Source organism: Pseudomonas sp. SWRI111, assembly GCF_014268555.1.
GTDB lineage: Bacteria > Pseudomonadota > Gammaproteobacteria > Pseudomonadales > Pseudomonadaceae > Aquipseudomonas > Aquipseudomonas hamedanensis.
This window is the reverse complement of sequence record NZ_JABWQQ010000004.1, coordinates 59295-81321: the sequence shown is the minus strand read 5'-3', so window position 1 is coordinate 81321 and position 22027 is coordinate 59295. Positions and strand designations below refer to the sequence as shown.

The following is a 22027-nucleotide window of genomic DNA, read 5'->3' as shown; positions in this document are numbered from 1 at the left end:
TCGTGTTTTGGGGTCGCTGCGCTCATTTTTGCAAGAGTCTTATGTCTTGATTGTTTTTCGGCTCGTCCGTACGGCGAGAGGCGTTGGTTATGAAGTTTGTTGATGAAGTATCGATTCGTGTAAAGGCTGGCGACGGTGGCAATGGCGCCATGAGTTTCCGCCGTGAAAAATTCATTGAAAACGGTGGCCCGAACGGCGGTGACGGCGGTGACGGCGGTTCCATCTACATGATGGCCGACGAAAACCTCAACACCCTGGTCGACTATCGTTATACCCGTCACTTCGATGCCGAGCGTGGCTCCAATGGTGGCAGCACCGACTGCACCGGCAAGAAGGGTGAAGACCTGATCTTGCGTGTGCCGGTCGGCACCACGGTGATCGACTCTGCCACTCAGGAAGTCATCGGCGACCTGACCAAGGCTGGTCAGAAACTGATGGTGGTGCAGGGCGGCTGGCACGGTCTGGGCAACACTCGTTTCAAATCCAGTACCAACCGTGCGCCGCGTCAGACCACGCCGGGCAAGCCGGGCGAGCAGCGCGATCTCAAGCTGGAAATGAAAGTATTGGCCGACGTCGGTCTGCTGGGCTTGCCGAACGCTGGTAAAAGTACCTTTATCCGTTCGGTGTCGGCTGCCAAGCCGAAAGTCGCCGATTACCCGTTCACCACGCTGGTGCCGAACCTGGGTGTGGTCAGTGTCGATCGCTGGAAAAGCTTCGTCATTGCCGACATTCCGGGTCTGATCGAAGGCGCTTCCGACGGTGCCGGCCTGGGTATTCGCTTCCTCAAGCACTTGGCGCGTACGCGTTTGCTGCTGCACCTCGTCGACATGGCGCCGCTGGACGACTCCAGTGCTCCGGACGCGGCAGAAGTGATTGTCAACGAGCTGATCAAGTTCAGCCCGTCGCTGGCTGAGCGTGATCGCTGGCTGGTGCTGAACAAATGCGACCAGATTCTTGAAGAAGAGCACGATGCCCGGGTCAAGGAAGTCGTTGATCGTCTGGAGTGGACCGGCCCGGTTTACGTGATCTCGGCCATCGCCAAGATCGGTACCGAGCGTCTGTGCCACGACATCATGCGTTACATGGAAGATCGTGCCGACCGTCTGGCCGCAGACCCTGCGTACAAGGAAGAGCTGGCCGATCTCGATCAGCGCATCGAAGACGAGGCGCGTGCGCAGTTGCAAGCGCTGGATGACAAGCGTGCCCTGCGTCGCAGCGGCGTGAAGTCGGTCCATGACATCGGCGACGATGACTGGGACGAAGAAGATGTGGATGACGAAGACGGTCCGGAAATCATTTACGTGCGTGACTGATCTGTTGCGATAAACTTGAACGCCGCTCAATCGAGCGGCGTTTTAGTATCCGGAAATCGATCGTTGGTCACCAATAACCACGATTAACGTCACGGGCAGCGCTGGGTCGCGCTGTCCTCAAGCTAAGGTTGAAGATGATGCGGAGCAAGGTGACAGGTGCGCAGCGTTGGGTCGTGAAGATCGGCAGCGCGTTGCTGACGGCTGATGGCAAAGGGCTGGATCGTGCGGCAATGGGTGTCTGGGTCGAGCAGATGGTGGCCTTGCACGAGGCGGGCGTCGAGTTGGTGCTGGTGTCCTCCGGTGCAGTGGCGGCGGGCATGAGCCGCTTGGGCTGGACCGCGCGACCCAGTGCGATGCACGAGCTCCAGGCGGCCGCCGCAATTGGTCAGATGGGGCTGGTGCAGGCGTGGGAATCGAGCTTCGCCGAGCATGGCCGGCACACCGCGCAGATTCTCCTGACCCACGACGACCTGTCCGACCGCAAGCGCTACCTGAACGCCCGCAGCACCTTGCGCGCACTGGTCGAGCTGAAAGTCATCCCGGTGATCAACGAAAACGACACCGTGGTCACTGATGAAATCCGTTTCGGCGACAACGATACCCTGGCGGCGCTGGTGGCCAACCTGGTTGAGGCGGATCTGCTGGTGATCCTCACGGATCGCGACGGCATGTTCGATGCCGATCCGCGCAACAACCCTGATGCGAAGATGATTTTTGAGGCGCGCGCCGATGATCCGACACTGGATGCGGTGGCGGGCGGTACCGGCGGTGCGCTGGGGCGTGGCGGCATGCAGACCAAGTTGCGCGCGGCGCGACTGGCGGCACGTTCCGGGGCGCACACGATTATTGTCGGTGGGCGTCTTGAGCGAGTGCTTGACCGTCTGAAGGCTGGCGAGCGCATCGGCACCTTGCTCTCGCCTGAGCGTGGCATGCTGGCGGCGCGCAAGCAGTGGCTGGCCGGGCATCTGCAAACCCGCGGTACGCTGGTGCTGGACGATGGCGCAGTGTCGGCGCTGTCCCAGGGTAACAAGAGCTTGTTGCCGGTCGGCGTCAAGCTGGTGCAGGGCAGCTTCCGTCGTGGCGAAATGGTGGTTTGCGTGGCGCCGGACGGTCGTGAGATCGCCCGTGGCCTGGCCAACTACAGTGCGCTGGAAGCACAAAAAATCATCGGTCAGTCGTCGGATGCGATTGTCGGTTTGCTCGGTTACATGGCGGAGCCGGAACTGGTTCACCGTGACAACCTGATTCTGGTCTAAGGAAAACTCGATGCGCGTAGCAAAAGGATTGTTGGCCTTGCTGATGGCAATGCCATTGCTGGCTTCGGCCGAGGAAATCGGCCAGGTGTCGACAGTGTTCAAATTTGTCGGGCCGAATGACCGGATAGTGGTCGAGGCGTTCGATGATCCGAAAGTTGAAGGTGTGACCTGCTACCTGTCGCGCGCCAAGACCGGCGGTGTGAAGGGTGGGCTGGGTCTGGCCGAAGATCGTGCTGAAGCGTCGATCGCATGCCGGCAGGTCGGCCCGATCAAATTCAAGGGCGAGCTGAAGGATGGCGATGAGGTGTTCAAGGAGCGCACCTCGCTGGTGTTCAAGACCATGCAAGTGGTGCGCTTTCTCGACAAGAAGCGCAATACGCTGGTGTATCTGGTCTACAGCGATCGCCTGATCGAGGGTAGCCCGCAGAATGCGGTCACTGCCATTCCGATCCTGCCGTGGGTGCCGGTCCAGCAATAACGCCGCAAGCCAACTGTAGGGGTGAGCCTGCTCGCGATGGCGGTGTGTCAGATAGAAATCTTCATCTGACACACCGCCATCGTCGGAACGCCGCCCGGAGCAGGCTCACTCCTACATTTTTTAGCGTCGCATTCACCAAATCACAGGCAATAAAAAACCGACCCTGAGGTCGGTTTTTTAATGACTACGTCGATTAAGCAGCTTCTTTCAGCGCTTTGACGTGGCCATTCAGACGGCTCTTATGACGAGCAGCCTTGTTCTTGTGGATGATGCCTTTATCGGCCATGCGGTCGATAACTGGCACAGCCAGAACGTATGCAGCTTGAGCTTTTTCAGCGTCTTTTGCGTCGATGGCCTTAACTACATTCTTGATGTAGGTACGAACCATGGAACGCAGGCTGGCGTTGTGGCTGCGACGCTTCTCAGCCTGTTTTGCACGTTTTTTGGCGGAAGGTGAGTTGGCCACCGTCGAGCTCCTCGAAAGACTTTTTAGGAAATAGCAAACAAAATAGGCCGCGAATCATGCCGATGAAGACTTGTCTTGTCAAGGGCACTTGAATCGTTCCGCTAAGTGGTAGGTATAAAGAGGCGGGATATTTATTTCCGGCGCTTGACCTGTAAACTCGCGAGCTTTGGCTCTGTGCTGCTGCGGCGCGGAGTATCGCACAAGTAGGCGCATTGTTCGCCTGCTGTTTATCGACAGGCACAAACTCTCTCAATGAATCTGCTCAAATCGTTGGCCGCCGTCAGCTCTATCACGATGCTTTCCCGGATTCTGGGCTTTGTTCGTGACACGCTGATCGCACGGACATTCGGCGCCGGGATGGCCACGGACGCCTTCTTTATTGCCTTCAAACTGCCCAATCTGCTGCGGCGGATCTTTGCCGAAGGGGCTTTTTCCCAGGCCTTCGTGCCGATTCTCGCCGAGTACAAAAGCCAGCAGGGCGAAGAGGCGACGCGCACTTTTATTGCCTATGTGTCGGGCTTGCTGACCCTGGTGCTGGCAGTGGTCACCGCGCTGGGCATGATCGCCGCCCCCTGGGTGATCTGGGCCACGGCGCCGGGTTTTACCGATACGCCAGAAAAATTCCAGCTGACTTCCGATCTGTTACGGGTGACCTTTCCTTATATATTGCTGATTTCCCTGTCCTCGTTGGCCGGTGCGATTCTCAATACCTGGAACCGGTTTTCGGTGCCGGCCTTTGTGCCGACCCTGCTCAATGTCAGCATGATCGTGTTTTCGCTGTTCCTGACGCCGTACTTCGATCCGCCGGTCATGGCCCTTGGCTGGGCGGTATTGGTCGGCGGCCTGGCGCAATTGCTCTATCAACTGCCGCACCTGAAAAAGATCGGCATGCTGGTGTTGCCGCGGCTGAATCTGCGCGACAGCGGCGTGTGGCGGGTGATGAAGCAGATGTTGCCGGCGATTCTCGGTGTGTCGGTCAGCCAGATCTCGCTGATCATCAATACGATTTTCGCCTCGTTTCTGGTCGCCGGTTCAGTGTCGTGGATGTACTACGCCGACCGCTTGATGGAACTGCCGTCCGGCGTATTGGGCGTAGCGCTGGGCACGATTCTGTTGCCGACGCTGGCAAAAACCTACGCCAGCAAGGATCGCCACGAGTATTCGCGGATTCTCGACTGGGGCCTGCGCCTGTGCTTCGTGCTGGTGCTGCCGTGCGCATTGGCATTGGGAATTCTGGCTGAGCCGCTGACCGTCTCGCTGTTCCAGTACGGCCAGTTCAGCGGTTTTGACGCCGAGATGACCCAGCGCGCGCTGATTGCCTATTCTGTCGGGCTGCTGGGGATTATCGTGATCAAGGTGCTGGCGCCGGGCTTTTATGCGCAACAGAACATCCGCACCCCGGTGAAAATCGCAATCTTCACCCTGGTCTGCACGCAACTGTTCAACCTGGCGCTGATCGGGCCGCTGGCTCACGCCGGTCTGGCGCTGGCGATCAGTGCTGGCGCCTGCCTGAATGCCGGTCTGCTGTTCTATCAGTTACGCAAGCAGAACATGTATCAGCCACAACCGGGTTGGGGCAAATTCGCTTTCAAGCTGGTTGTCGCCGTGACTGTGATGTCGGCGGTGTTGCTGGCCGGCATGCATTTCATGCCGGCCTGGGACGAGGGCCACATGCTCGAGCGATTCCTGCGTCTGGGGGCCTTGGTGGTGGCGGGTGTGGTGGCGTACTTCGGCATGTTGCTGCTGCTGGGTTTCCGCCTGCGCGACTTTAATCGCAAGGCTTTGAGCTGAGGTTTTAGCGATTAAGGCCAGACGCCGGCCGGCAGTTTTGTCGGCTCGATCACTTTGCGTTACGGTGTTGCCTGTCGCCGACCGTCGGGTGTGGTTATAATCGACCACTTTATGAGCAAGAAGCGCGTTATGCAGCTGGTTCGAGGCCTCCACAACTTGCGCCCCCAGCATCGGGGCTGCGTCGCCACTATTGGCAACTTTGACGGTGTTCACCGTGGTCACCAGGCAATCCTGGCCCGACTGCGTGAGCGTGCGCTCGAGTTGGGCGTACCCAGCTGCGTGGTGATTTTCGAGCCGCAGCCACGGGAATTCTTTGCCCCTGACACGGCGCCGGCACGGCTGGCGCGCTTGCGTGACAAACTGCAATTGCTCGCCGCCGAAGGCGTCGACCGGGTCTTGTGCCTGGCGTTCAACCAGCGCCTGAGCAAGCTCAGCGCCAGTGAGTTCGTCGATACCATTCTGGTCGACGGTCTTGGCGTACAGCATCTGGAGGTCGGTGACGATTTCCGCTTCGGTTGCGACCGCCTCGGTGATTTCGATTTCCTGCTGCAAGCCGGGCAAATGCACGGTTTTACCGTGGAAGCTGCGCAGACCGTCGAGCTGGACGGCCTTCGCGTCAGCAGCACGCAAGTGCGCAACGCCTTGGCCGCCGCCGATTTTGCCTTGGCCGAACGCTTGCTCGGCCGTCCGTACCGGATTGCCGGTCGCGTGTTGCACGGCCAGAAGCTGGCCCGGCAACTGGGTACGCCTACTGCCAATGTTCAACTCAAGCGCCGTCGCGTACCGTTCACCGGGGTGTATCTGGTGAATGTCGACATCGACGGCAAAACCTGGCCCGGCGTCGCCAACATCGGCGTGCGGCCCACGGTACAAGGTGACGGCAAGGCCCACCTTGAGGTCCATCTTTTAGATTTTGCCGGCGATCTGTATGACCGGCGTTTGACGGTGGTTTTCCACCAAAAGCTGCGTGAAGAGCAGCGATTCGCCTCCCTGGAGGCGCTGAAAACGGCGATCAACGCGGATGTCGCCGCCGCCCGTGCACTAGCCGCACCTAGCGCCCATCGCTAATGAAGAGCCTTAAATGACCGACTATAAAGCCACGCTAAACCTTCCGGACACCGCCTTCCCAATGAAGGCCGGCCTGCCACAGCGCGAACCGCAGATCCTGCAGCGCTGGGACAGTATTGGCCTGTACGGAAAGTTGCGCGAGATTGGCAAGGATCGTCCGAAGTTCGTCCTGCACGACGGCCCTCCGTACGCCAACGGCACGATCCACATCGGTCACGCACTGAACAAGATTCTCAAGGACATGATCATCCGCTCGAAAACCCTGTCGGGTTTCGACGCGCCGTATGTGCCGGGCTGGGACTGCCACGGTCTGCCGATCGAGCACAAGGTTGAAGTGACCCACGGCAAGAATCTGGGCGCGGATAAAACCCGCGAGCTGTGCCGTGCCTACGCCACCGAGCAGATCGAAGGGCAGAAGTCCGAATTCATCCGCCTCGGCGTGCTGGGCGACTTCGCCAACCCGTACAAGACCATGGATTTCAAGAACGAGGCCGGTGAAATTCGCGCCCTCGCCGAAATCGTCAAGGGTGGTTTCGTGTTCAAGGGCCTCAAGCCGGTGAACTGGTGCTTCGATTGCGGTTCGGCCCTGGCTGAAGCGGAAGTCGAATACGAGAACAAAAAGTCCTCGACCATCGACGTGGCGTTCCCGATTGCTGACGAGGCCAAACTGGCTGCCGCCTTCGGTCTGGCGTCGCTGAGCAAACCTGCTGCGATCGTGATCTGGACCACCACCCCGTGGACCATCCCGGCCAACCAGGCGCTGAACGTGCACCCGGAATTCAACTACGCCCTGGTCGATATCGGCGACAAGCTGCTGGTGCTGGCTGAAGAGCTGGTCGAAGCCTGCCTGGCGCGCTACGGCGTGCAAGGTTCGGTCATCGCCACCACCACCGGTAAAGAACTGGAGCTGATCAACTTCCGTCACCCGTTCTACGATCGTCTGTCGCCGGTGTACCTGGCTGACTACGTCGAACTGGGCGCTGGCACCGGCGTGGTTCACTCCGCCCCGGCCTACGGCGTCGACGACTTCGTGACCTGCAAAAAATACGGCATGGTCAACGACGACATCCTCAACCCGGTGCAGAGCAACGGCGTGTACGTGCCGTCGCTGGAGTTCTTTGGCGGCCAGTTCATCTGGAAGGCCAACCCGGCGATCGTTGAAAAACTGACCGAAGTCGGTGCGCTGATGCACACCACCGTCATCGAACACAGCTACATGCACTGCTGGCGCCACAAAACCCCGCTGATCTACCGCGCCACCGCGCAGTGGTTCATCGGCATGGACAAAGAGCCAACCAGCGGCGATACCCTGCGCGTGCGTTCGCTCAAAGCCATCGAAGACACCAAGTTCGTTCCCGCCTGGGGCCAGGCGCGCCTGCACTCGATGATCGCCAACCGCCCGGACTGGTGCATCTCGCGTCAGCGCAACTGGGGCGTGCCGATCCCGTTCTTCCTCAACAAGGAAAGCGGTGAGCTGCACCCACGCACCGTCGAGCTGATGGAAGAAGTCGCCAAGCGCGTTGAAGTCGAAGGCATCGAAGCCTGGTTCAAGCTCGACGCCGCCGAACTGCTGGGCGATGAAGCGCCGCAGTACGACAAGATCAGCGACACCCTCGACGTCTGGTTCGACTCGGGCACCACACACTGGCACGTCCTGCGCGGGTCGCACCCGATGGGCCACGAGAGCGGCCCGCGTGCCGACCTGTACCTGGAAGGTTCCGACCAGCACCGTGGCTGGTTCCACTCGTCTTTGCTGACCGGTTGCGCTATCGACAACCACGCACCGTACCGCGAACTGCTGACCCACGGCTTCACCGTCGACGAGTCCGGTCGCAAGATGTCCAAGTCGTTGGGCAACGTGATCGCGCCGCAGAAAGTCAACGACACCCTGGGCGCCGACATCATGCGTCTGTGGGTTGCATCGACCGACTACTCCGGCGAAATGGCGGTGTCCGAGCAGATTCTGCAGCGCAGCGCGGATGCCTATCGGCGCATCCGTAACACCGCGCGTTTCCTGCTTTCCAACCTGACCGGTTTCAACCCGGCCACCGACCTGCTGCCGGCCGAAGACATGCTGGCGCTGGATCGCTGGGCAGTGGATCGCACGCTGCTGCTGCAACGCGAACTGCAAGAGCACTACGGCGAATACCGTTTCTGGAACGTCTACTCGAAGATCCACAACTTCTGCGTGCAGGAGCTGGGTGGTTTCTATCTCGACATCATCAAGGACCGCCAGTACACCACCGGTGCCGACAGCAAGGCGCGTCGCTCGTGCCAGACCGCGCTGTTCCACATCTCTGAAGCGCTGGTGCGCTGGATCGCGCCGATCCTCGCCTTCACCGCCGACGAACTGTGGCAATACCTGCCGGGCGAGCGCAACGAGTCCGTCATGCTCAACACCTGGTACGAAGGCCTGACCGAGCTGCCGGAAGGCTTCGAGCTGGGTCGCGCCTACTGGGATCGCATCATGGAAGTGAAAGTCGCGGTCAACAAAGAGATGGAAATCCAGCGCGCGGCGAAAGCTGTCGGTGGCAACCTGCAGGCGGAAGTGACGCTGTTTGCCGAAGAGGCGCTGAGCGCCGATCTGGCCAAGCTGAGCAACGAACTGCGCTTTGTATTGATCACTTCGACGGCAAGCGTTGCGCCATTTGTGCAGGCTCCGGCCGATGCGGTGGCAACCGAAGTCAGCGGTCTGAAACTGAAGATCGTCAAGTCGGCCTTCCCGAAGTGCGCCCGTTGCTGGCACTGCCGCGAAGATGTCGGCGTGAACCCGGAACATCCGGAAATCTGCGGTCGCTGCGTCGACAACATCAGCGGCGCTGGCGAGGTTCGTCACTATGCCTAACGCCGTTGGCCGTTTCGGACGGCTGAGCTGGCTGTGGTTGAGCTTGCTGGTACTGGTCATTGACCAGGCCAGCAAGTTCTACTTCGAAGACAAGCTCGAAATGTTCCAGCAGATCGTGATCATTCCCGATTACTTCAGCTGGACCCTGGCCTACAACACCGGCGCTGCGTTCAGCTTCCTGGCTGACAGCTCCGGCTGGCAGCGCTGGCTGTTCGCGCTGATTGCGATTGTGGTCAGTGCGGTGCTGGTGGTCTGGCTCAAGCGCCTGGGGCGCAACGAAACCTGGCTGGCCGTCGCCTTGGCGTTGGTGCTGGGTGGCGCGCTGGGTAATCTGTATGACCGCATTGCCTTGGGCCATGTTGTCGACTTCATCCTGGTGCACTGGCAGAACCGCTGGTATTTCCCGGCGTTCAACTTCGCCGACAGCGCGATCACCGTTGGCGCGATCATGCTGGCACTGGACATGTTCAAACCGAAGAAAACCGAAGAGGCTGCTCATGACTGAACAGGTATCGGCTGAGCAACGCATCGGCCAGAACACGGAAGTCACCTTGCACTTTGCCTTGCGCCTGGAAAACGGCGACACCGTCGACAGCACGTTCGACAAGGCACCAGCTACCTTCAAGGTGGGCGATGGCAACCTGCTGCCGGGTTTCGAAGCGGCGCTGTTCGGCTTCAAGGCGGGCGACAAGCGTACGCTGACCGTCGAACCGGAAAACGCCTTCGGCCAGCCGAACCCGCAGAACGTTCAGATCATCCCGCGCTCGCAGTTTGTCGACATGGAGTTGTCGCCGGGTTTGCTGGTGATCTTCAATGATGCGGCCAATACTGAGTTGCCGGGTGTGGTGAAAGAGTTCGACGACGCGCAAGTGACCATCGACTTCAACCACCCGTTGGCCGGCAAGACGCTGACCTTTGACGTCGAGATCATCAGCGTCAAAGCGCTGTAACTGACCGAATACGGTCAAAATGTGGGAGCGGGCTTGCTCGCGAATGCTGACTGACATTCAACGTTGATGTTGTCTGACACACCGCTTTCGCGAGCAAGCCCGCTCCCACAGTTTGTTTTCCATTGTTTTCGCGCGCAAGACACGAGGCACAGCATGCAAATCAAACTCGCCAACCCCCGTGGCTTCTGCGCCGGTGTGGACCGTGCGATCGAAATCGTCAATCGCGCTCTGGAAGTCTTCGGGCCGCCGATCTATGTGCGCCATGAAGTGGTGCATAACAAGTTCGTCGTTGAAGACCTGCGCAGCCGTGGCGCGATTTTCGTCGAAGAACTCGATCAGGTGCCCGATGACGTGATCGTTATCTTCAGCGCCCACGGTGTTTCCCAAGCCGTGCGTAACGAAGCCGCTGGTCGTGGCCTGAAAGTGTTCGACGCCACCTGCCCGCTGGTCACCAAGGTGCACATCGAAGTGGCGAAATACAGCCGCGACGGTCGCGAATGCATCCTGATCGGCCATGCCGGTCACCCGGAAGTCGAAGGCACCATGGGTCAGTACGACGCCAGCAATGGCGGCGCGATCTACCTCGTCGAAGACGAGCAAGACGTGGCCGAGTTGCAGGTGCGTAACCCGGAGAAACTCGCCTTCGTTACGCAGACGACTCTGTCGATGGACGACACCAGTCGGGTTATCGATGCGCTGCGAACGCGCTTTCCGGCCATCGGCGGTCCACGCAAGGACGACATCTGCTACGCCACGCAAAACCGTCAGGACGCGGTCAAGCAACTCGCCGACGAATGCGACGTGGTGTTGGTGGTCGGCAGCCCCAACAGCTCCAACTCCAACCGTCTGCGTGAACTGGCTGAGCGCATGGCGACCCCTGCCTACCTGATCGACGGCGCCGAAGACCTGCAAAAGAGCTGGTTCGATGGCGTCGAGCGCATCGGCATTACCGCCGGCGCCTCGGCTCCTGAAGTCCTGGTGCGCGGCGTGATCCAGCAATTGCAGGCCTGGGGCGCAACCGGTGCCGATGAGCTGGCCGGTCGAGAAGAGAACATCACATTCTCGATGCCGAAAGAGCTGCGCGTTCGTTCGATCTGACGTTTCTGTTTCTGTCGCAAAGCGCCTGTTCGGTTTCCTGACTGCCCAGGCGCACGCGACCGGTCGCCGCCAGCACAATCTGGCGCTGGCTGACCGGTTCGCGCGGTGAGCAGATGTGCAATGTTCCCGCCTGAAACCGCCGTCCGGGCATCAGCGGTTGCCCCAGATGACTGAACCGCACATAGCGGCTCACCCACCAGTTGCCGACAATCGGCACCTTCGCCTCGCTGGCGCGCTCAACCAACAGCGGATTGCTGCTGTCTTCCGGCCCCTTGCCGCTGATGTCCAGAATGATTCGCCAACCCTGACTCCAGTCGCCGTCGATACCGTGGATCACCACGCTCTGATTGTGCGTAATGGCTAGTGTGCGGGCGTGGCGGATACCTTCGATCAGTGACTGCGCCGCGTGGTCGCGCTGAGTCGCTTGCTTGAGCGCGGCGAACGCCGGGCTGACCAGCAACAGAACAATTGCGCCAATCGCCAGTCCCATAAGCACTTCAATCAGGCTGAAACCGTGTTGCGGCATGAAAAATCCCTCCGTGGAGTGGTGTGAACGGCGCATTCCGTGCGCCGCGCAGGGCAAATCCGTCGGCGCGTGCCGAGCGAATGTTCTAGCGTGTAGAAGCAGGTATAGCCGACGGCAACGGAGGGCATCGATGGATCTTCGTACAAAAGGTTTCACGCTGGTCGAGTTGCTGATCGCCATCGCGGTGTTGTTGCTTCTCGTCACCTTGGCGGTGCCGGCCTTTACCCGAACGATTCAGAGCAGCAAGGCCGATACCGAAATGGGCGACCTGCAGCGTGCGATCAATTTTGCTCGCCTCGAAGCCATCAACCGCGGGGTGACGACTCGCCTGCGCCCGACTGCGGGCGGCAGCGTCTGGACCGGTGAGCTGGCGGTTTACGACAGTACTGGCAATCCGGCCAATGTGTTGCGGGTTGTTCCAGCGATGAGCAGCGGCGCGACTCTGACGCTAACCTCAGGAGTGACCGCGCTCGATTTCAATAATCTGGGTGGTCTGGCGGCACCGTCGACGGCGGTGGTCATCGCTTACACGCTGGGCACGCAAAGCAGGACGCTGAACGTGTGTTTGAACGGACGCATTCAATTGGGTGGAAATTGCGGATGAGGGCAGGGAGCAAAAAAGCACAGGAGGGCATGACGCTGATCGAAGTGCTGGTCGCGTTGCTGATTCTGACCGTCGGGCTGTTGGGCGCGGCGGCGGTGCAACTCAATGCGCTGAAGTACACCGACAGCTCGCGGATGACCAGTCAGGCCAGTTTCATCGCCTACGACATGATGGACCGCATTCGCGCCAACGCCGGCGCCAACTACACCGTCACGCCGCCCACCTCGGGCAACCTCAGCGTAACGCGAGACCAGGATCTCTACGACTTCACCACCAATATCGCCAACTTCGGCGGTCCGACCGCGACGGGCAGCATCACCCTCAACCAGCGGGTCTACACCATTACGATTACCTGGAGCGATGCCCGTGCGGCCAACACCGCAAGTGCGCAACGCAGTTTCGTGCTGACCAGCCGGGCGACGGTCGATCCGGTGGCGACACCATGAAGCGTTCCAGTCGTGGTTTCGGCCTGATCGAGTTGCTGGTCGCATTGGCGTTGGGGCTGATCGTCGTGCTTGGAGTGGTGCAGATTTTCATCGCGGCGAAGAACACTTACGTCAGTCAGAACAGCGCCGCTGCGATGCAGGAGGACGCGCGCTTTGTTCTCAGCAAAATGATTCAGGAAATTCGCATGGTCGGCATGTTCGGCTGCCTCGGCACCATCGTCGACTCCAGTTCGGCAGGGGATTTCAATGCGGCGCAGCTCACTCCGATCAGTTGGGATAATGCCAATCTCAAACTGACCCTGGTGACGGCCGATGTCGGCAGCGGCGGGGGGACGCCGACGTGGACGGTGATTTCCGACTGTCGCAACAGTGCGGTCGCCTACAGCGGATTGCGTAGCCCGACCACGGGGCAGATTGCTTTCCCGATCCGGCGTCTCCTTTACAGCTTTAGCAATAACCAGATCCTCATGGGCACCGGCAGCGGTAATCCGGCGCAGCAAGTGCTGGTGAATAACGTCAGTGCGTTCGACGTGACGTTCGGTCTGGCCAGTTCCGCGACGGATGTGGCGGCCTCGACCTACAGCAGCAATCCTGGTGATCCGGCGCGCATCCGCAGCGTCCGCCTGAGCCTGACCCTCACCGACCCGAACAATCGGGTGCGCAATCAAACCTTCAACGTGGTTGCCGCTTTGCGCAACCGCTTGCCGTGAGGGCGCGGCGATGAGGATTTCCTTGCACCAGCGGCAAACCCAGCACGGCATGGTCTTGCTGGTCAGTCTGGTGTTTTTGCTGTTGCTGACCTTGATCGGACTGTCATCGATGCAAAGCGCCAACCTGCAGGAAAAAATGGCCGGCAGCGTGAGCCTGCGCAATCAATCGTTCCAGTCCGCCGAAGCGGCGTTGCGTGTCGGTGAGAGCGCAGTGCAACTGGACAGCTACGCATTGCCAGTGTGCAGTGGCACTCAGTGTCTGCCGCCAGCCGAGTCATCGGTGATCAGCGCGGCGGGGTTCAATTCGACATCCGGCGTAACCTGGATCGCCGCCGGTAATGGCTTTTACGGGGTGCAGAATATCGGCACGACCGTCACCGCGGTGAACGTGCCCAGTAATACCTCGGCCACCCTGTATCGAGTGACCGCGGTCGGGCTTGTCGGCACTTCGCGCAGTGTGGTGGAGAGTGTCTATGCGAAGTATTGAGCGCTACAGAGCGCTGCTGCTCGGCATGTTGGCGAGCCTTTATCTGGCGGCGCCGGCCTGGGCGTTCACGCCGTCCGAATCGCCGCTGTTGAGCGCCGCGGCGGTGGCGCCGAACGTGATGCTGCTGATCGATGATTCCGGCAGCATGAACAGCATTATCTACGACACGGATTTCAATCCTGCCATCAACCGCACGCCGGCCCGGGAATGCAATGCCTTCCTCGGACTGTGCTCTGCGCTGAATGCGCCGCAGATTACCGGCGACACCGTATTCTTATCGAGCCTGCCAAACTCCGGCTGCTCGGGGGGCGCCTATGCGTTCTACAACAACAGCCCGGTGCCGTTGTGCCTGAAACTGCCAGACCCGGTAGGCAACGAGAACACCCGTTATTCCGCTGATTACATTGCCTGGATCGTCAGCCAGGCCATCAGCACCGGAACCCGTGACTTCACCACCGGTGCAATTCCCAACGATTACCGCATGAACGTTGCGCGCAACGTTTCCACCGCACTGGTCAGCAGCAACCGTACCTTGCGCATCGGCTTGTCGACGTTCAATCCGGCCAACAGCACTAACCCTGGCAATGGAGGTTTCATTGCCCGCTCGATCAGCGATTTGTCGCCCGTTTCCGGAAGCGTCACCCAGGCCCAGGCTGACACCAACTACAACGCGCTGATTTCATCGATCAACGGCTTGAATGCCGTGGCCAACACGCCGCTGGCCGAGACCTATTACGAAGTCAGCCGCTACATGCGCGGCATGGCGCCGTATTACAACGGTACACCGGGCACGTACACCAGCCCGATTCAGTACCGCTGCCAGAAAAACTACGGCGTGGTGGTTACCGACGGCTTGCCGACCTACGATCGCACCTTCCCGGGCAATGACCCGCTGAGTGGCAATCGCTTGCCGAACTGGGACGGCCTCAGTAATGACGGCGATAACCTCAGCGGCGATGGTGAAAACGACACGCTGTATCTGGACGACATTGCCAAATTCGCTTTCGACATTGATATGCGTTCGACCGGTACCGATGCGGCCGGCAAAAGCTGGAACGCGGTGGACTTTCCAAGGCAGAACATGAACACCTATACCGTAGGCTTTGCGGCTGACAACGATATGCTGTCGGATGCCGCCAGTTACGGGCAGGGCAGGTACTACCAGGCCACCGACAGCACCGGACTGAATGCTGCGCTGTCGTCGGCACTCAGGGATATTACGTCCAGGGCCGGTTCCGGCGGCAGCGGCGTAACCAGCGGCACAACGCTGGCCAGCGGCACCAGTTATTTCCAGACCAGTTACGACCCCAGGGATTGGCGCGGGACGATCAAGTCGTTCGGCTTCACTGCGGCAGGCGCGGTCAATACTTCGGCGACGCTCTGGAGCACCGATACGACCATTGTCCCGAGCGCCACCGCGCCAACCTTCCAGTCCTGGAACACCGCGAACAACGCGGCGGTCACGCTGGCCTTTGGCAATTTTTCCCCTGCTCAGCAGACCGCGCTCAGCCAGGGCCTGCCCACGGGCGTCAGCGGCATCGACCTGGTGGAGTGGAGCAAAGGCACCAACAGGACCGGGCTCAAAGTGCGCAGTGTGCTGTTGGGCGACATCATCAACTCGCCGCTGGTGCTGGCTTCACCCACCGACCAAACCGCCTCTGACTTGACGGGCGATACCTCCTACAGCGCCTACCTGACGACCAAGGCCGCGAACATGAGCGCCAGTCTGGTGGTGAACGCCAACGACGGCTTCGTCAATGTCATCAACGCGGCCAACGGTACCCGTCGTTACGCCTACATGCCGTCCAGTGTGTTGCCGTCGCTGCGATTCATTGCCGATCCGAACTACGTCAACGGCGTCAGTCACAAGTTTCTCGTCGACGGTCAGCTCGGCGTGTACGACGCGCAAATCAGTGGCGCGTGGAAAACCCTGGCCATCGGCGGTACGGGCGCAGGCGGCAAAACCTTCTATGCGTTGCAACTGTATGACGCGTCGGCGGGCAACGTTGTGCGCGCGTTGTGGGAAGTCAGTGCACCGACGACCGCCAGCACCAGCAATGCATTCAATGATCTGGGTTATGCCTACGCGCGACCGGAAGTGGCACGCTTGGCCGATGGACGCTGGGCGGCGTTCATCGCCAACGGTTACGGCAGCAATTCGGGTGTTGCCGCGCTGTATGTGCTGGATGTGCGCGACGGTTCGCTGATCCGCAAGATTGTCGTCGACAGCACTGAAACCACCAATGGCCTGTCCTCGGTCAAGCTGCGGGTCAATTCACAGAACGTGGTCCAGGCTGCTTATGGCGGCGACCTGAAAGGGCGCCTGTGGAAATTCGATCTCAGTGCCACGGCGGCGGACAGCTGGGGCGTGGCGTTTGCCGGCAAACCGTTGTTCACCACGGCCGGCGGGGCCACGCAACCGATCACCGCGCAACCCTTGCTGGCGGACAACGCGCAGGGTGGCAAACAGATTTTCGTCGGTACCGGCAAATTCAATGAAACGGCCGACAAGACCAACAAGGATTTACAGGCGTTCTATTCGGTATGGGATGCCGAGGGCGGCTCCGGCCAGATTACCGTGAGCAGTCTGCAGGCTCAGGCCATTACCGGCGTGTTCTCGGGCAGCTCCGGACAGTTCGTGACGACCACGCAGAACGACACGACTTATCCGGGAGAGAAGGGTTGGTACCTGCCCTTGGTGTATAACAGCGCGCTGATTGGCGAGCGAGTGATCAATCAGGCCAGTCTGGTGCTGGGGCGGATCATTTTCACCACGGCGAGCGTCGACACCACGGACCCCTGTGCCAGCTTTGGCACCGGCAAACTGGTCGAACTCGAGGCGTTCAGCGGTAAGATGCTCAACTATGCGGTGCTCGATACCAACGCCGATGGCGTGGTCGACGGCAACGACACGATTTCCAGCGGCGTGGTGTTCACTGGCGGCATTCCTACCCTTAATGCCATCGTCAACAGTGCAACACGCAAGATTGTGAACGACTCCAGTGGCGGCATTACCACCCTGGTGGAAAAATCCGGCGGCGGCAGCCGTCGTATCATGTGGCGACAAATACAGTAAGCGAGAGTTGAGGCATGCGCAGATCCATCCGAGGATTCACCCTGATCGAAATCATGATCGTGATCGCGATCATCGGGATCGTCATCACCATTGCCGCACCGCGCTATACCGAATACGTGAACAAAGGACGCCGCGCCGAAGTGGCGGGCTTGCTCTCGGAGCAGGCGCAGACCCTCGAACGCTTCTACACGAAAAACAATGTCTACACGGGCGTAACCGGGCTCAGCACCGGCAATGACTTCTACACCATTACCCCGACCCTCACTGACCAGACGTTCCTGCTGACCGCCACACGCAAAGCGGGTTCGGCCATGGCCACCGACAAGTGCGGTGATCTGACCTTGAGCAATACCGGTGTCAGAGCCATGAACAACGCGGCCACCGGCCTGACCAGCAAAGACTGCTGGGGTCGCTGAGGCGCTTATTGTCGGGCGCCTTTTGCCCTCCCTGTCTTCTTTTTGATTGGATTAAACATGACCAGGCAACAGCAAGTGGTGATTGTCGGTGGCGGAGTGATCGGCCTGCTGACCGCCTACAATCTTGCCTCCGAATTGCGCAGCGTGGTGCTGCTGGATCGCTCGAACGTCGGCCGGGAATCATCGTGGGCCGGCGGCGGTATCGTTTCGCCGCTGTACCCGTGGCGCTATAGCCCGGCAGTTACCGCACTGGCACACTGGTCGCAGGATTTTTATCCACAGTTGGGCGAGCGCCTGTTTGTCGATACCGGCGTTGATCCTGAAGTGCACACCACCGGCCTGTACTGGCTGGATCTGGATGACGAAGCCGAAGCGCTTGCCTGGGCCGAACGGGAACAGCGCCCGCTGCGGGCAGTGGACATCTCGGCGGCGCACGATGCGGTGCCGGTGCTGGGTGCCGGATTCTCCCGGGCGATCTACATGGCCGATGTTGCCAACGTGCGTAATCCACGTCTGGTGAAATCGTTGAAAGCGGCGCTGCTGGCACTGCCCAACGTGACGATTCACGAGCAGTGTGAGGTCAGCGGGTTCGTTCGCGAGCACGAGCGGATTGTCGGCGTGGAAACATCCAGCGGCATCATCACAGGTGATCAGATTGTGCTGACGGCTGGGGCGTGGAGCGGCGATTTGCTCAAGACGCTGGGCCTGACGCTGCCGGTCGAGCCGGTCAAGGGCCAGATGATTCTCTATAAGTGCGCAGCGGACTTCTTGCCGAGCATGGTTCTGGCCAAGGGCCGTTATGCGATCCCCCGTCGCGACGGGCATATTCTGATCGGCAGCACGCTGGAACACGAAGGCTACGACAAGACGCCAACCGACGTGGCGCTGGCAAGCCTCAAGGCTTCGGCAATCGAGTTGTTGCCGGCACTGGCGCAGGCCGAGGTCGTCGGGCATTGGGCCGGCTTGCGACCGGGGTCGCCGGAAGGCATCCCGTATATTGGCCGGGTGCCGGGGTTCGATAGCTTGTGGCTGAACTGCGGGCATTACCGCAACGGCCTGGTGCTGGCGCCGGCGTCGTGCCAGCTGTTTGCCGACGTGATGCTGGGGCGGGCGCCGATTATCGACCCGGCGCCTTATGCGCCTGAGGGCCGCATTTAGTCAGACAGTTTTTCATCGGCTGGTTGGCCGCCTTCGCGAGCAGGCTCGCTCCCACAGGGATTATGCATTCCAATCTGGGAGCGAGCCTGCTCGCGAAGGTGCCCTTCAATCCAGGCCGAGCTTCTTCAGCCGATAGCGCATCGACCTGAACGAAAGACTCAAGCGCTGCGCCGCTGCCGTACGGTTCCAGCGTGTCTCCTCCAATGCCTGCAGGATCAGCTTGCGTTCGACGTTTTCCAGATAATCTTCCAGGTTGTCGATCTGCGTAAGGTCGGCAATCGCACCCTCCGCCGCGCAATTGCCTTCGCTCAGCCGCAAGTCCTGAGATTCGATGATACGGTTCTCGCACAGGGTATGCGCCCGTTCAAGCACGTTCTCCAGTTCCCGCACGTTCCCGGGGAAGCGGTAATTCTTCAGGCTTTCCAGCGCCTGCGGATGCAGGCTCGCGACAGGCTGGCCGGTGTCCCTGGCCAATCGCTTGAGGACATGCGCGGCCAGCACTTCGATGTCATCGCGGCGCTCGCGCAGAGAGGGTACGCGCAGCTCGATCACGTTCAACCGGTAATAAAGGTCCTGGCGAAAACGTTCGGCGCTGACCTGCGCATCAAGGTCCTTGTGCGTCGCGCTGAGGATGCGCACATCGACCACGGTTTCCTGTTGGCCGCCGATGCTGCGCACGGCTTTTTCCTGAATCGCCCGCAGCAGTTTGACCTGCATCGATAACGGCAGATCCGCCACTTCATCGAGAAACAGCGTGCCGCCATGGGCGGCCTGGAACAGCCCCGGTTTGTCCTCCACTGCACCGGTAAAACTGCCTTTGCGGTGGCCGAAAAACTCGCTTTCCATCAACTCCGAGGGAATCGCCCCGCAATTGACCGGGACAAAGGGCTGCTGGGCGCGCGGGCCCTGCTCATGAATCAGGCGTGCGACCAGTTCCTTGCCGCTGCCAGATTCACCGCTGATGTACACCGGCGCCTGGCTGCGGGCGAGTTTGTCGATCTGCTTGCGCAGGTTGCGCATGGGCAACGAGTCGCCGAGCAGGCGTCGGTCGATCGAACTGCTCGCGCCGCCCGCCACCGGCATACGCAGGGCCGTGGCGACCAGTTCGCGCAGGCGCGTGAGGTCGACCGGCTTGGTCAGAAAGTCGAAGGCCCCGGCCTTCAGCGCGTTGATCGCAGTCTCCAGACTGCCATAGGCGGTGATCATCGCCACCGGGAGCTGTGGATAACGTTGCTGGATGTGCTGCACCAGGTCCAGCCCCGTGCCGTCGGGCAGGCGCATGTCGGTCAGGCACAGATCGAAACGCTCGCGCTGCAGCAGCGCCTGGGCCTCACCCAGGTTACGCGCGCTGAGGGTGTCGAGTTTCATCCGCCCCAAGGTGATTTCCAGGAGTTCGCGGATATCCGGTTCGTCGTCGACGATAAGAATTTTTTGCCGTGGGCTCGTAGTCAACTTTGTTTCCGTCCGTGAGCAAAGGTGATGCGAAAGCAGCCGCCGTCTTGGCGTGACTGAAAGTCTAGGCGCGCCTGGTTGCTTTCGCACAGCTCACGGGACAGATAAAGCCCAAGGCCGGTGCCTTGGCTACTGGTAGTAAAGAACGGTTCAAACAGATGCGCCTGTTCGGCGAGCGGCACGCCGGGGCCGTTGTCCCGCACTTGCAGCACCGCCAACTGGCTGTCCGGGTCGATGAACAGGGTCATCCAGACCTCGGCCTGATCATGCAGCAAGGCACTGTGACGCCAGCCGTTGCGTAACAGATTGTCGAGAATCTGGGTGAGCTGGTCGGGGTCCATCAGGGTAGTGAAGTCGCCGGAATCGATCCGCAAATGAATCTGCTGACGTTCGGTCGCGTGTTCGCGGCTTTCGGCGACGAACTGTTGCAGCCATGGCTTGAGGTCCAGCCGTTGCGGTTCACTTTGCTGGCGGCGGGACAGTTGCAGGACGTTTTCGATGACTCGGTTCATGCGCTGGGAGTGGTCTTGAATGATCTGCGTCAGACGCCGATCGGCGCTGTCGAGTTCCTCGGACTCGGCCAAGAGCTGTGCGGCATGGCTGATCGCGCCCAGCGGGTTGCGGATTTCGTGGGATATCCCGGCGGTCAGTCGTCCAAGCGCGGCCAGCTTTAACTGCTGGGCCTGTTGGGCGATCTGTGCCAGGTCTTCGAGAAACACCAGAATCTGCTGGTTCGGGCGCTGATCGAGGGCGATGAAGCTCGGCTGCAGTTCGAGGCCGTTACCGGCCACCTTCAGGCTTTGCGGGCGCAGCGTCGGGTTATTCCTCCACAGCTGCAGGCGATCGACCAGGGCCGGCGCGCAATCGTCGATCAACTGACCCTGAAGGTGCGTATGCGCGAGCAAAGTCTGGGCGCTGTGGTTGGCCAGTTGTACGCGGCGTGCCTCGTCAAGCACAAGAATGCCGGTGCGCATGCGTTGCAGGATCAGCGCATTGAGGGCTTCCAGGCCGATCACTTCGCTGGCGCGTTGTTCGGCCAGTGTTTCGCTGACCTCAACGCGGCGAATCAGACCCTGTACCAGCAGTGAGGCCGCGAAACATAACGCACCGAGGGTGCCGGCTTGCAGGTACTCGTTGGCGCTCAACGGGTGGCTGAAACTCAGCAGGAAACTCAAGCCGACGATGCCCAGGGCAGCAATGGCCGCGATCAGCAAGCCAATGCGTCGGCGCAGCAAGGTATTGCTGATCGCCACCGAGACGATCAGCAAGTTGCCCAGCGCACTGGCCACACCGCCTGCTGCATAGAACAGACCACCGAGCAGCAGGACGTCGACCAGCGCGAGGCTGAGCAATTGAGCCGGGCGCCGGGTGTTCTCCAGAAACACCACCAGCAGGATATTGAGCACCAGGTACAACCAGCTGCCGCCGCGCAACAGTTCGTCGTTGGCAGACGTCAGCAGACGGTTGTCCATGTCGCTGGAGATCAGCAGCACCAGCGTAATGCCGATGCTCAGGCGGTAAAGATGATAAAGACGCAGCAGGCGCTGCGCCTGTTTGCTGTCGGCGGGGGCGGCCTCAGCGATCACTGGCGCCTGGGCCTTGCTCAAGATGAGCCTGGCTGCAATACCACTGTGGTTGATTGCCCAGCGCGCGGTCGCGCGGCAAGTGCACGCCGCAATGGGCGCAACGCACCATCGGCGCGGCGTCTTGCTCGCGCGAGGCGCGCCCGGATGGCGAAGCGGAGGCGGGCGCCTTGAATTTACGCCACAACCAGATGGCGGCGAAGACCAGGGCAATCCAGAACAATAAACGAAGCATGATGGGCGGCTTTTCGACTGATGATCCGCCAGTTTAGCCAAGGACCCGATCAGCGCACAGCCTATTAAA

The 22027-nt window shown here is 60.4% G+C and carries 21 protein-coding genes; 16 read left to right on the top strand and 5 right to left on the bottom strand.

Translation table 11 applies throughout. The annotated features are described in order from the left end of the window. Positions 1–89 precede the first annotated feature (89 nt). The 3 genes from cgtA to HU755_RS07265 all read left to right on the top strand — a co-directional run bounded on the left by cgtA (position 90) and on the right by HU755_RS07265 (position 3047). The gene (gene cgtA / locus HU755_RS07275; RefSeq protein ID WP_186631078.1) at positions 90–1313 is read left to right on the top strand and encodes an Obg family GTPase CgtA; all 1224 of its coding nucleotides are present in this window, start codon (positions 90–92) and stop codon (positions 1311–1313) included. Between the two features lie 137 nt (positions 1314–1450). Continuing rightward, entirely contained in the window at positions 1451–2569 is a 1119-nt protein-coding gene (gene proB, locus HU755_RS07270) for a glutamate 5-kinase (RefSeq protein ID WP_186546870.1), read from the top strand. 10 nt (positions 2570–2579) lie between these two features. Further along, the gene (locus HU755_RS07265) at positions 2580–3047 is read left to right on the top strand and encodes a CreA family protein (protein WP_186546871.1); all 468 of its coding nucleotides are present in this window, start codon (positions 2580–2582) and stop codon (positions 3045–3047) included. A 193-nt stretch (positions 3048–3240) separates the two neighbouring features. Here HU755_RS07265 and rpsT read toward each other — a convergent pair whose 3' ends face one another. Then, positions 3241–3513 carry a 30S ribosomal protein S20 gene (gene rpsT / locus HU755_RS07260; protein ID WP_003228351.1) on the bottom strand — a complete coding sequence of 91 codons (273 nt, stop codon included), beginning with the start codon at positions 3511–3513 and terminating at the stop codon, positions 3241–3243. Positions 3514–3765: 252 nt separating this feature from the next. On the opposite strand from rpsT, the gene murJ reads away from it, so the two are divergent. The 6 genes from murJ to ispH all read left to right on the top strand — a co-directional run bounded on the left by murJ (position 3766) and on the right by ispH (position 11265). Further along, positions 3766–5304 carry a murein biosynthesis integral membrane protein MurJ gene (gene murJ, locus HU755_RS07255; RefSeq protein WP_186631069.1) on the top strand — a complete coding sequence of 513 codons (1539 nt, stop codon included), beginning with the start codon at positions 3766–3768 and terminating at the stop codon, positions 5302–5304. 129 nt (positions 5305–5433) lie between these two features. Continuing rightward, complete coding sequence (ribF, locus tag HU755_RS07250) at positions 5434–6372, top strand: bifunctional riboflavin kinase/FAD synthetase (RefSeq protein WP_186546873.1); 939 nt, start codon at positions 5434–5436, stop codon at positions 6370–6372. A gap of 13 nt (positions 6373–6385) precedes the next feature. Beyond that, positions 6386–9217, top strand: coding sequence for an isoleucine--tRNA ligase (ileS, locus tag HU755_RS07245; RefSeq protein WP_133339081.1), 2832 nt, complete (start codon positions 6386–6388; stop codon positions 9215–9217). Continuing rightward, positions 9210–9722, top strand: a complete 513-nt coding sequence (lspA, locus tag HU755_RS07240; protein ID WP_186631067.1) for a signal peptidase II — start codon at positions 9210–9212, stop codon at positions 9720–9722. Before ileS ends, lspA begins: the two co-directional genes overlap by 8 nt. Next, entirely contained in the window at positions 9715–10167 is a 453-nt protein-coding gene (gene fkpB, locus HU755_RS07235) for an FKBP-type peptidyl-prolyl cis-trans isomerase (protein ID WP_186631065.1), read from the top strand. The genes lspA and fkpB overlap by 8 nt, the downstream gene beginning before the upstream one ends. A 153-nt stretch (positions 10168–10320) precedes the next feature. After that, complete coding sequence (gene ispH, locus HU755_RS07230) at positions 10321–11265, top strand: 4-hydroxy-3-methylbut-2-enyl diphosphate reductase (RefSeq protein WP_186546876.1); 945 nt, start codon at positions 10321–10323, stop codon at positions 11263–11265. Here the strand turns inward: ispH and HU755_RS07225 are convergent. After that, entirely contained in the window at positions 11222–11791 is a 570-nt protein-coding gene (locus HU755_RS07225; RefSeq protein ID WP_186631063.1) for a GspH/FimT family protein, read from the bottom strand. The genes ispH and HU755_RS07225 overlap by 44 nt on opposite strands. Positions 11792–11921: 130 nt before the next feature. On the opposite strand from HU755_RS07225, the gene HU755_RS07220 reads away from it, so the two are divergent. From HU755_RS07220 to thiO, 7 genes are read left to right on the top strand one after another with little or no spacing between them, the layout of a single operon-like run. Next, entirely contained in the window at positions 11922–12395 is a 474-nt protein-coding gene (locus HU755_RS07220; RefSeq protein ID WP_186622410.1) for a GspH/FimT family protein, read from the top strand. Beyond that, positions 12392–12841 carry a type IV pilus modification protein PilV gene (gene pilV, locus HU755_RS07215; protein ID WP_186631060.1) on the top strand — a complete coding sequence of 150 codons (450 nt, stop codon included), beginning with the start codon at positions 12392–12394 and terminating at the stop codon, positions 12839–12841. The genes HU755_RS07220 and pilV overlap by 4 nt, the downstream gene beginning before the upstream one ends. Continuing rightward, positions 12838–13551, top strand: a complete 714-nt coding sequence (locus HU755_RS07210; protein WP_186631058.1) for a PilW family protein — start codon at positions 12838–12840, stop codon at positions 13549–13551. The genes pilV and HU755_RS07210 overlap by 4 nt, the downstream gene beginning before the upstream one ends. 10 nt (positions 13552–13561) lie before the next feature. After that, complete coding sequence (locus HU755_RS07205; RefSeq protein WP_186631056.1) at positions 13562–14038, top strand: PilX N-terminal domain-containing pilus assembly protein; 477 nt, start codon at positions 13562–13564, stop codon at positions 14036–14038. Beyond that, complete coding sequence (locus tag HU755_RS07200) at positions 14025–17114, top strand: pilus assembly protein (protein ID WP_186631054.1); 3090 nt, start codon at positions 14025–14027, stop codon at positions 17112–17114. The genes HU755_RS07205 and HU755_RS07200 overlap by 14 nt, the downstream gene beginning before the upstream one ends. Before the next feature lie 14 nt (positions 17115–17128). Next, positions 17129–17530, top strand: a complete 402-nt coding sequence (locus HU755_RS07195; RefSeq protein ID WP_186622405.1) for a type IV pilin protein — start codon at positions 17129–17131, stop codon at positions 17528–17530. Positions 17531–17587: 57 nt separating this feature from the next. Then, positions 17588–18688 carry a glycine oxidase ThiO gene (gene thiO / locus HU755_RS07190; RefSeq protein ID WP_186631053.1) on the top strand — a complete coding sequence of 367 codons (1101 nt, stop codon included), beginning with the start codon at positions 17588–17590 and terminating at the stop codon, positions 18686–18688. A gap of 105 nt (positions 18689–18793) precedes the next feature. Here thiO and HU755_RS07185 read toward each other — a convergent pair whose 3' ends face one another. Genes HU755_RS07185 through HU755_RS07175 form a run of 3 tightly spaced genes read right to left on the bottom strand, consistent with a single transcriptional unit; the run spans position 18794 to position 21958 of the window. After that, on the bottom strand, positions 18794–20140 hold the full coding sequence (locus tag HU755_RS07185) for a sigma-54 dependent transcriptional regulator (RefSeq protein ID WP_186631052.1): 1347 nt from the start codon (positions 20138–20140) through the stop codon (positions 18794–18796). Next, positions 20137–21726: an ATP-binding protein gene (locus tag HU755_RS07180; protein WP_186631396.1), complete on the bottom strand. Its 1590-nt coding sequence runs from the start codon at positions 21724–21726 to the stop codon at positions 20137–20139. The genes HU755_RS07185 and HU755_RS07180 overlap by 4 nt, the downstream gene beginning before the upstream one ends. Then, a complete protein-coding gene (locus HU755_RS07175) occupies positions 21716–21958 on the bottom strand; it encodes a PP0621 family protein (protein WP_186631051.1) in 243 nt (80 codons plus the stop codon). Before HU755_RS07175 ends, HU755_RS07180 begins: the two co-directional genes overlap by 11 nt. Positions 21959–22027 lie beyond the last annotated feature (69 nt).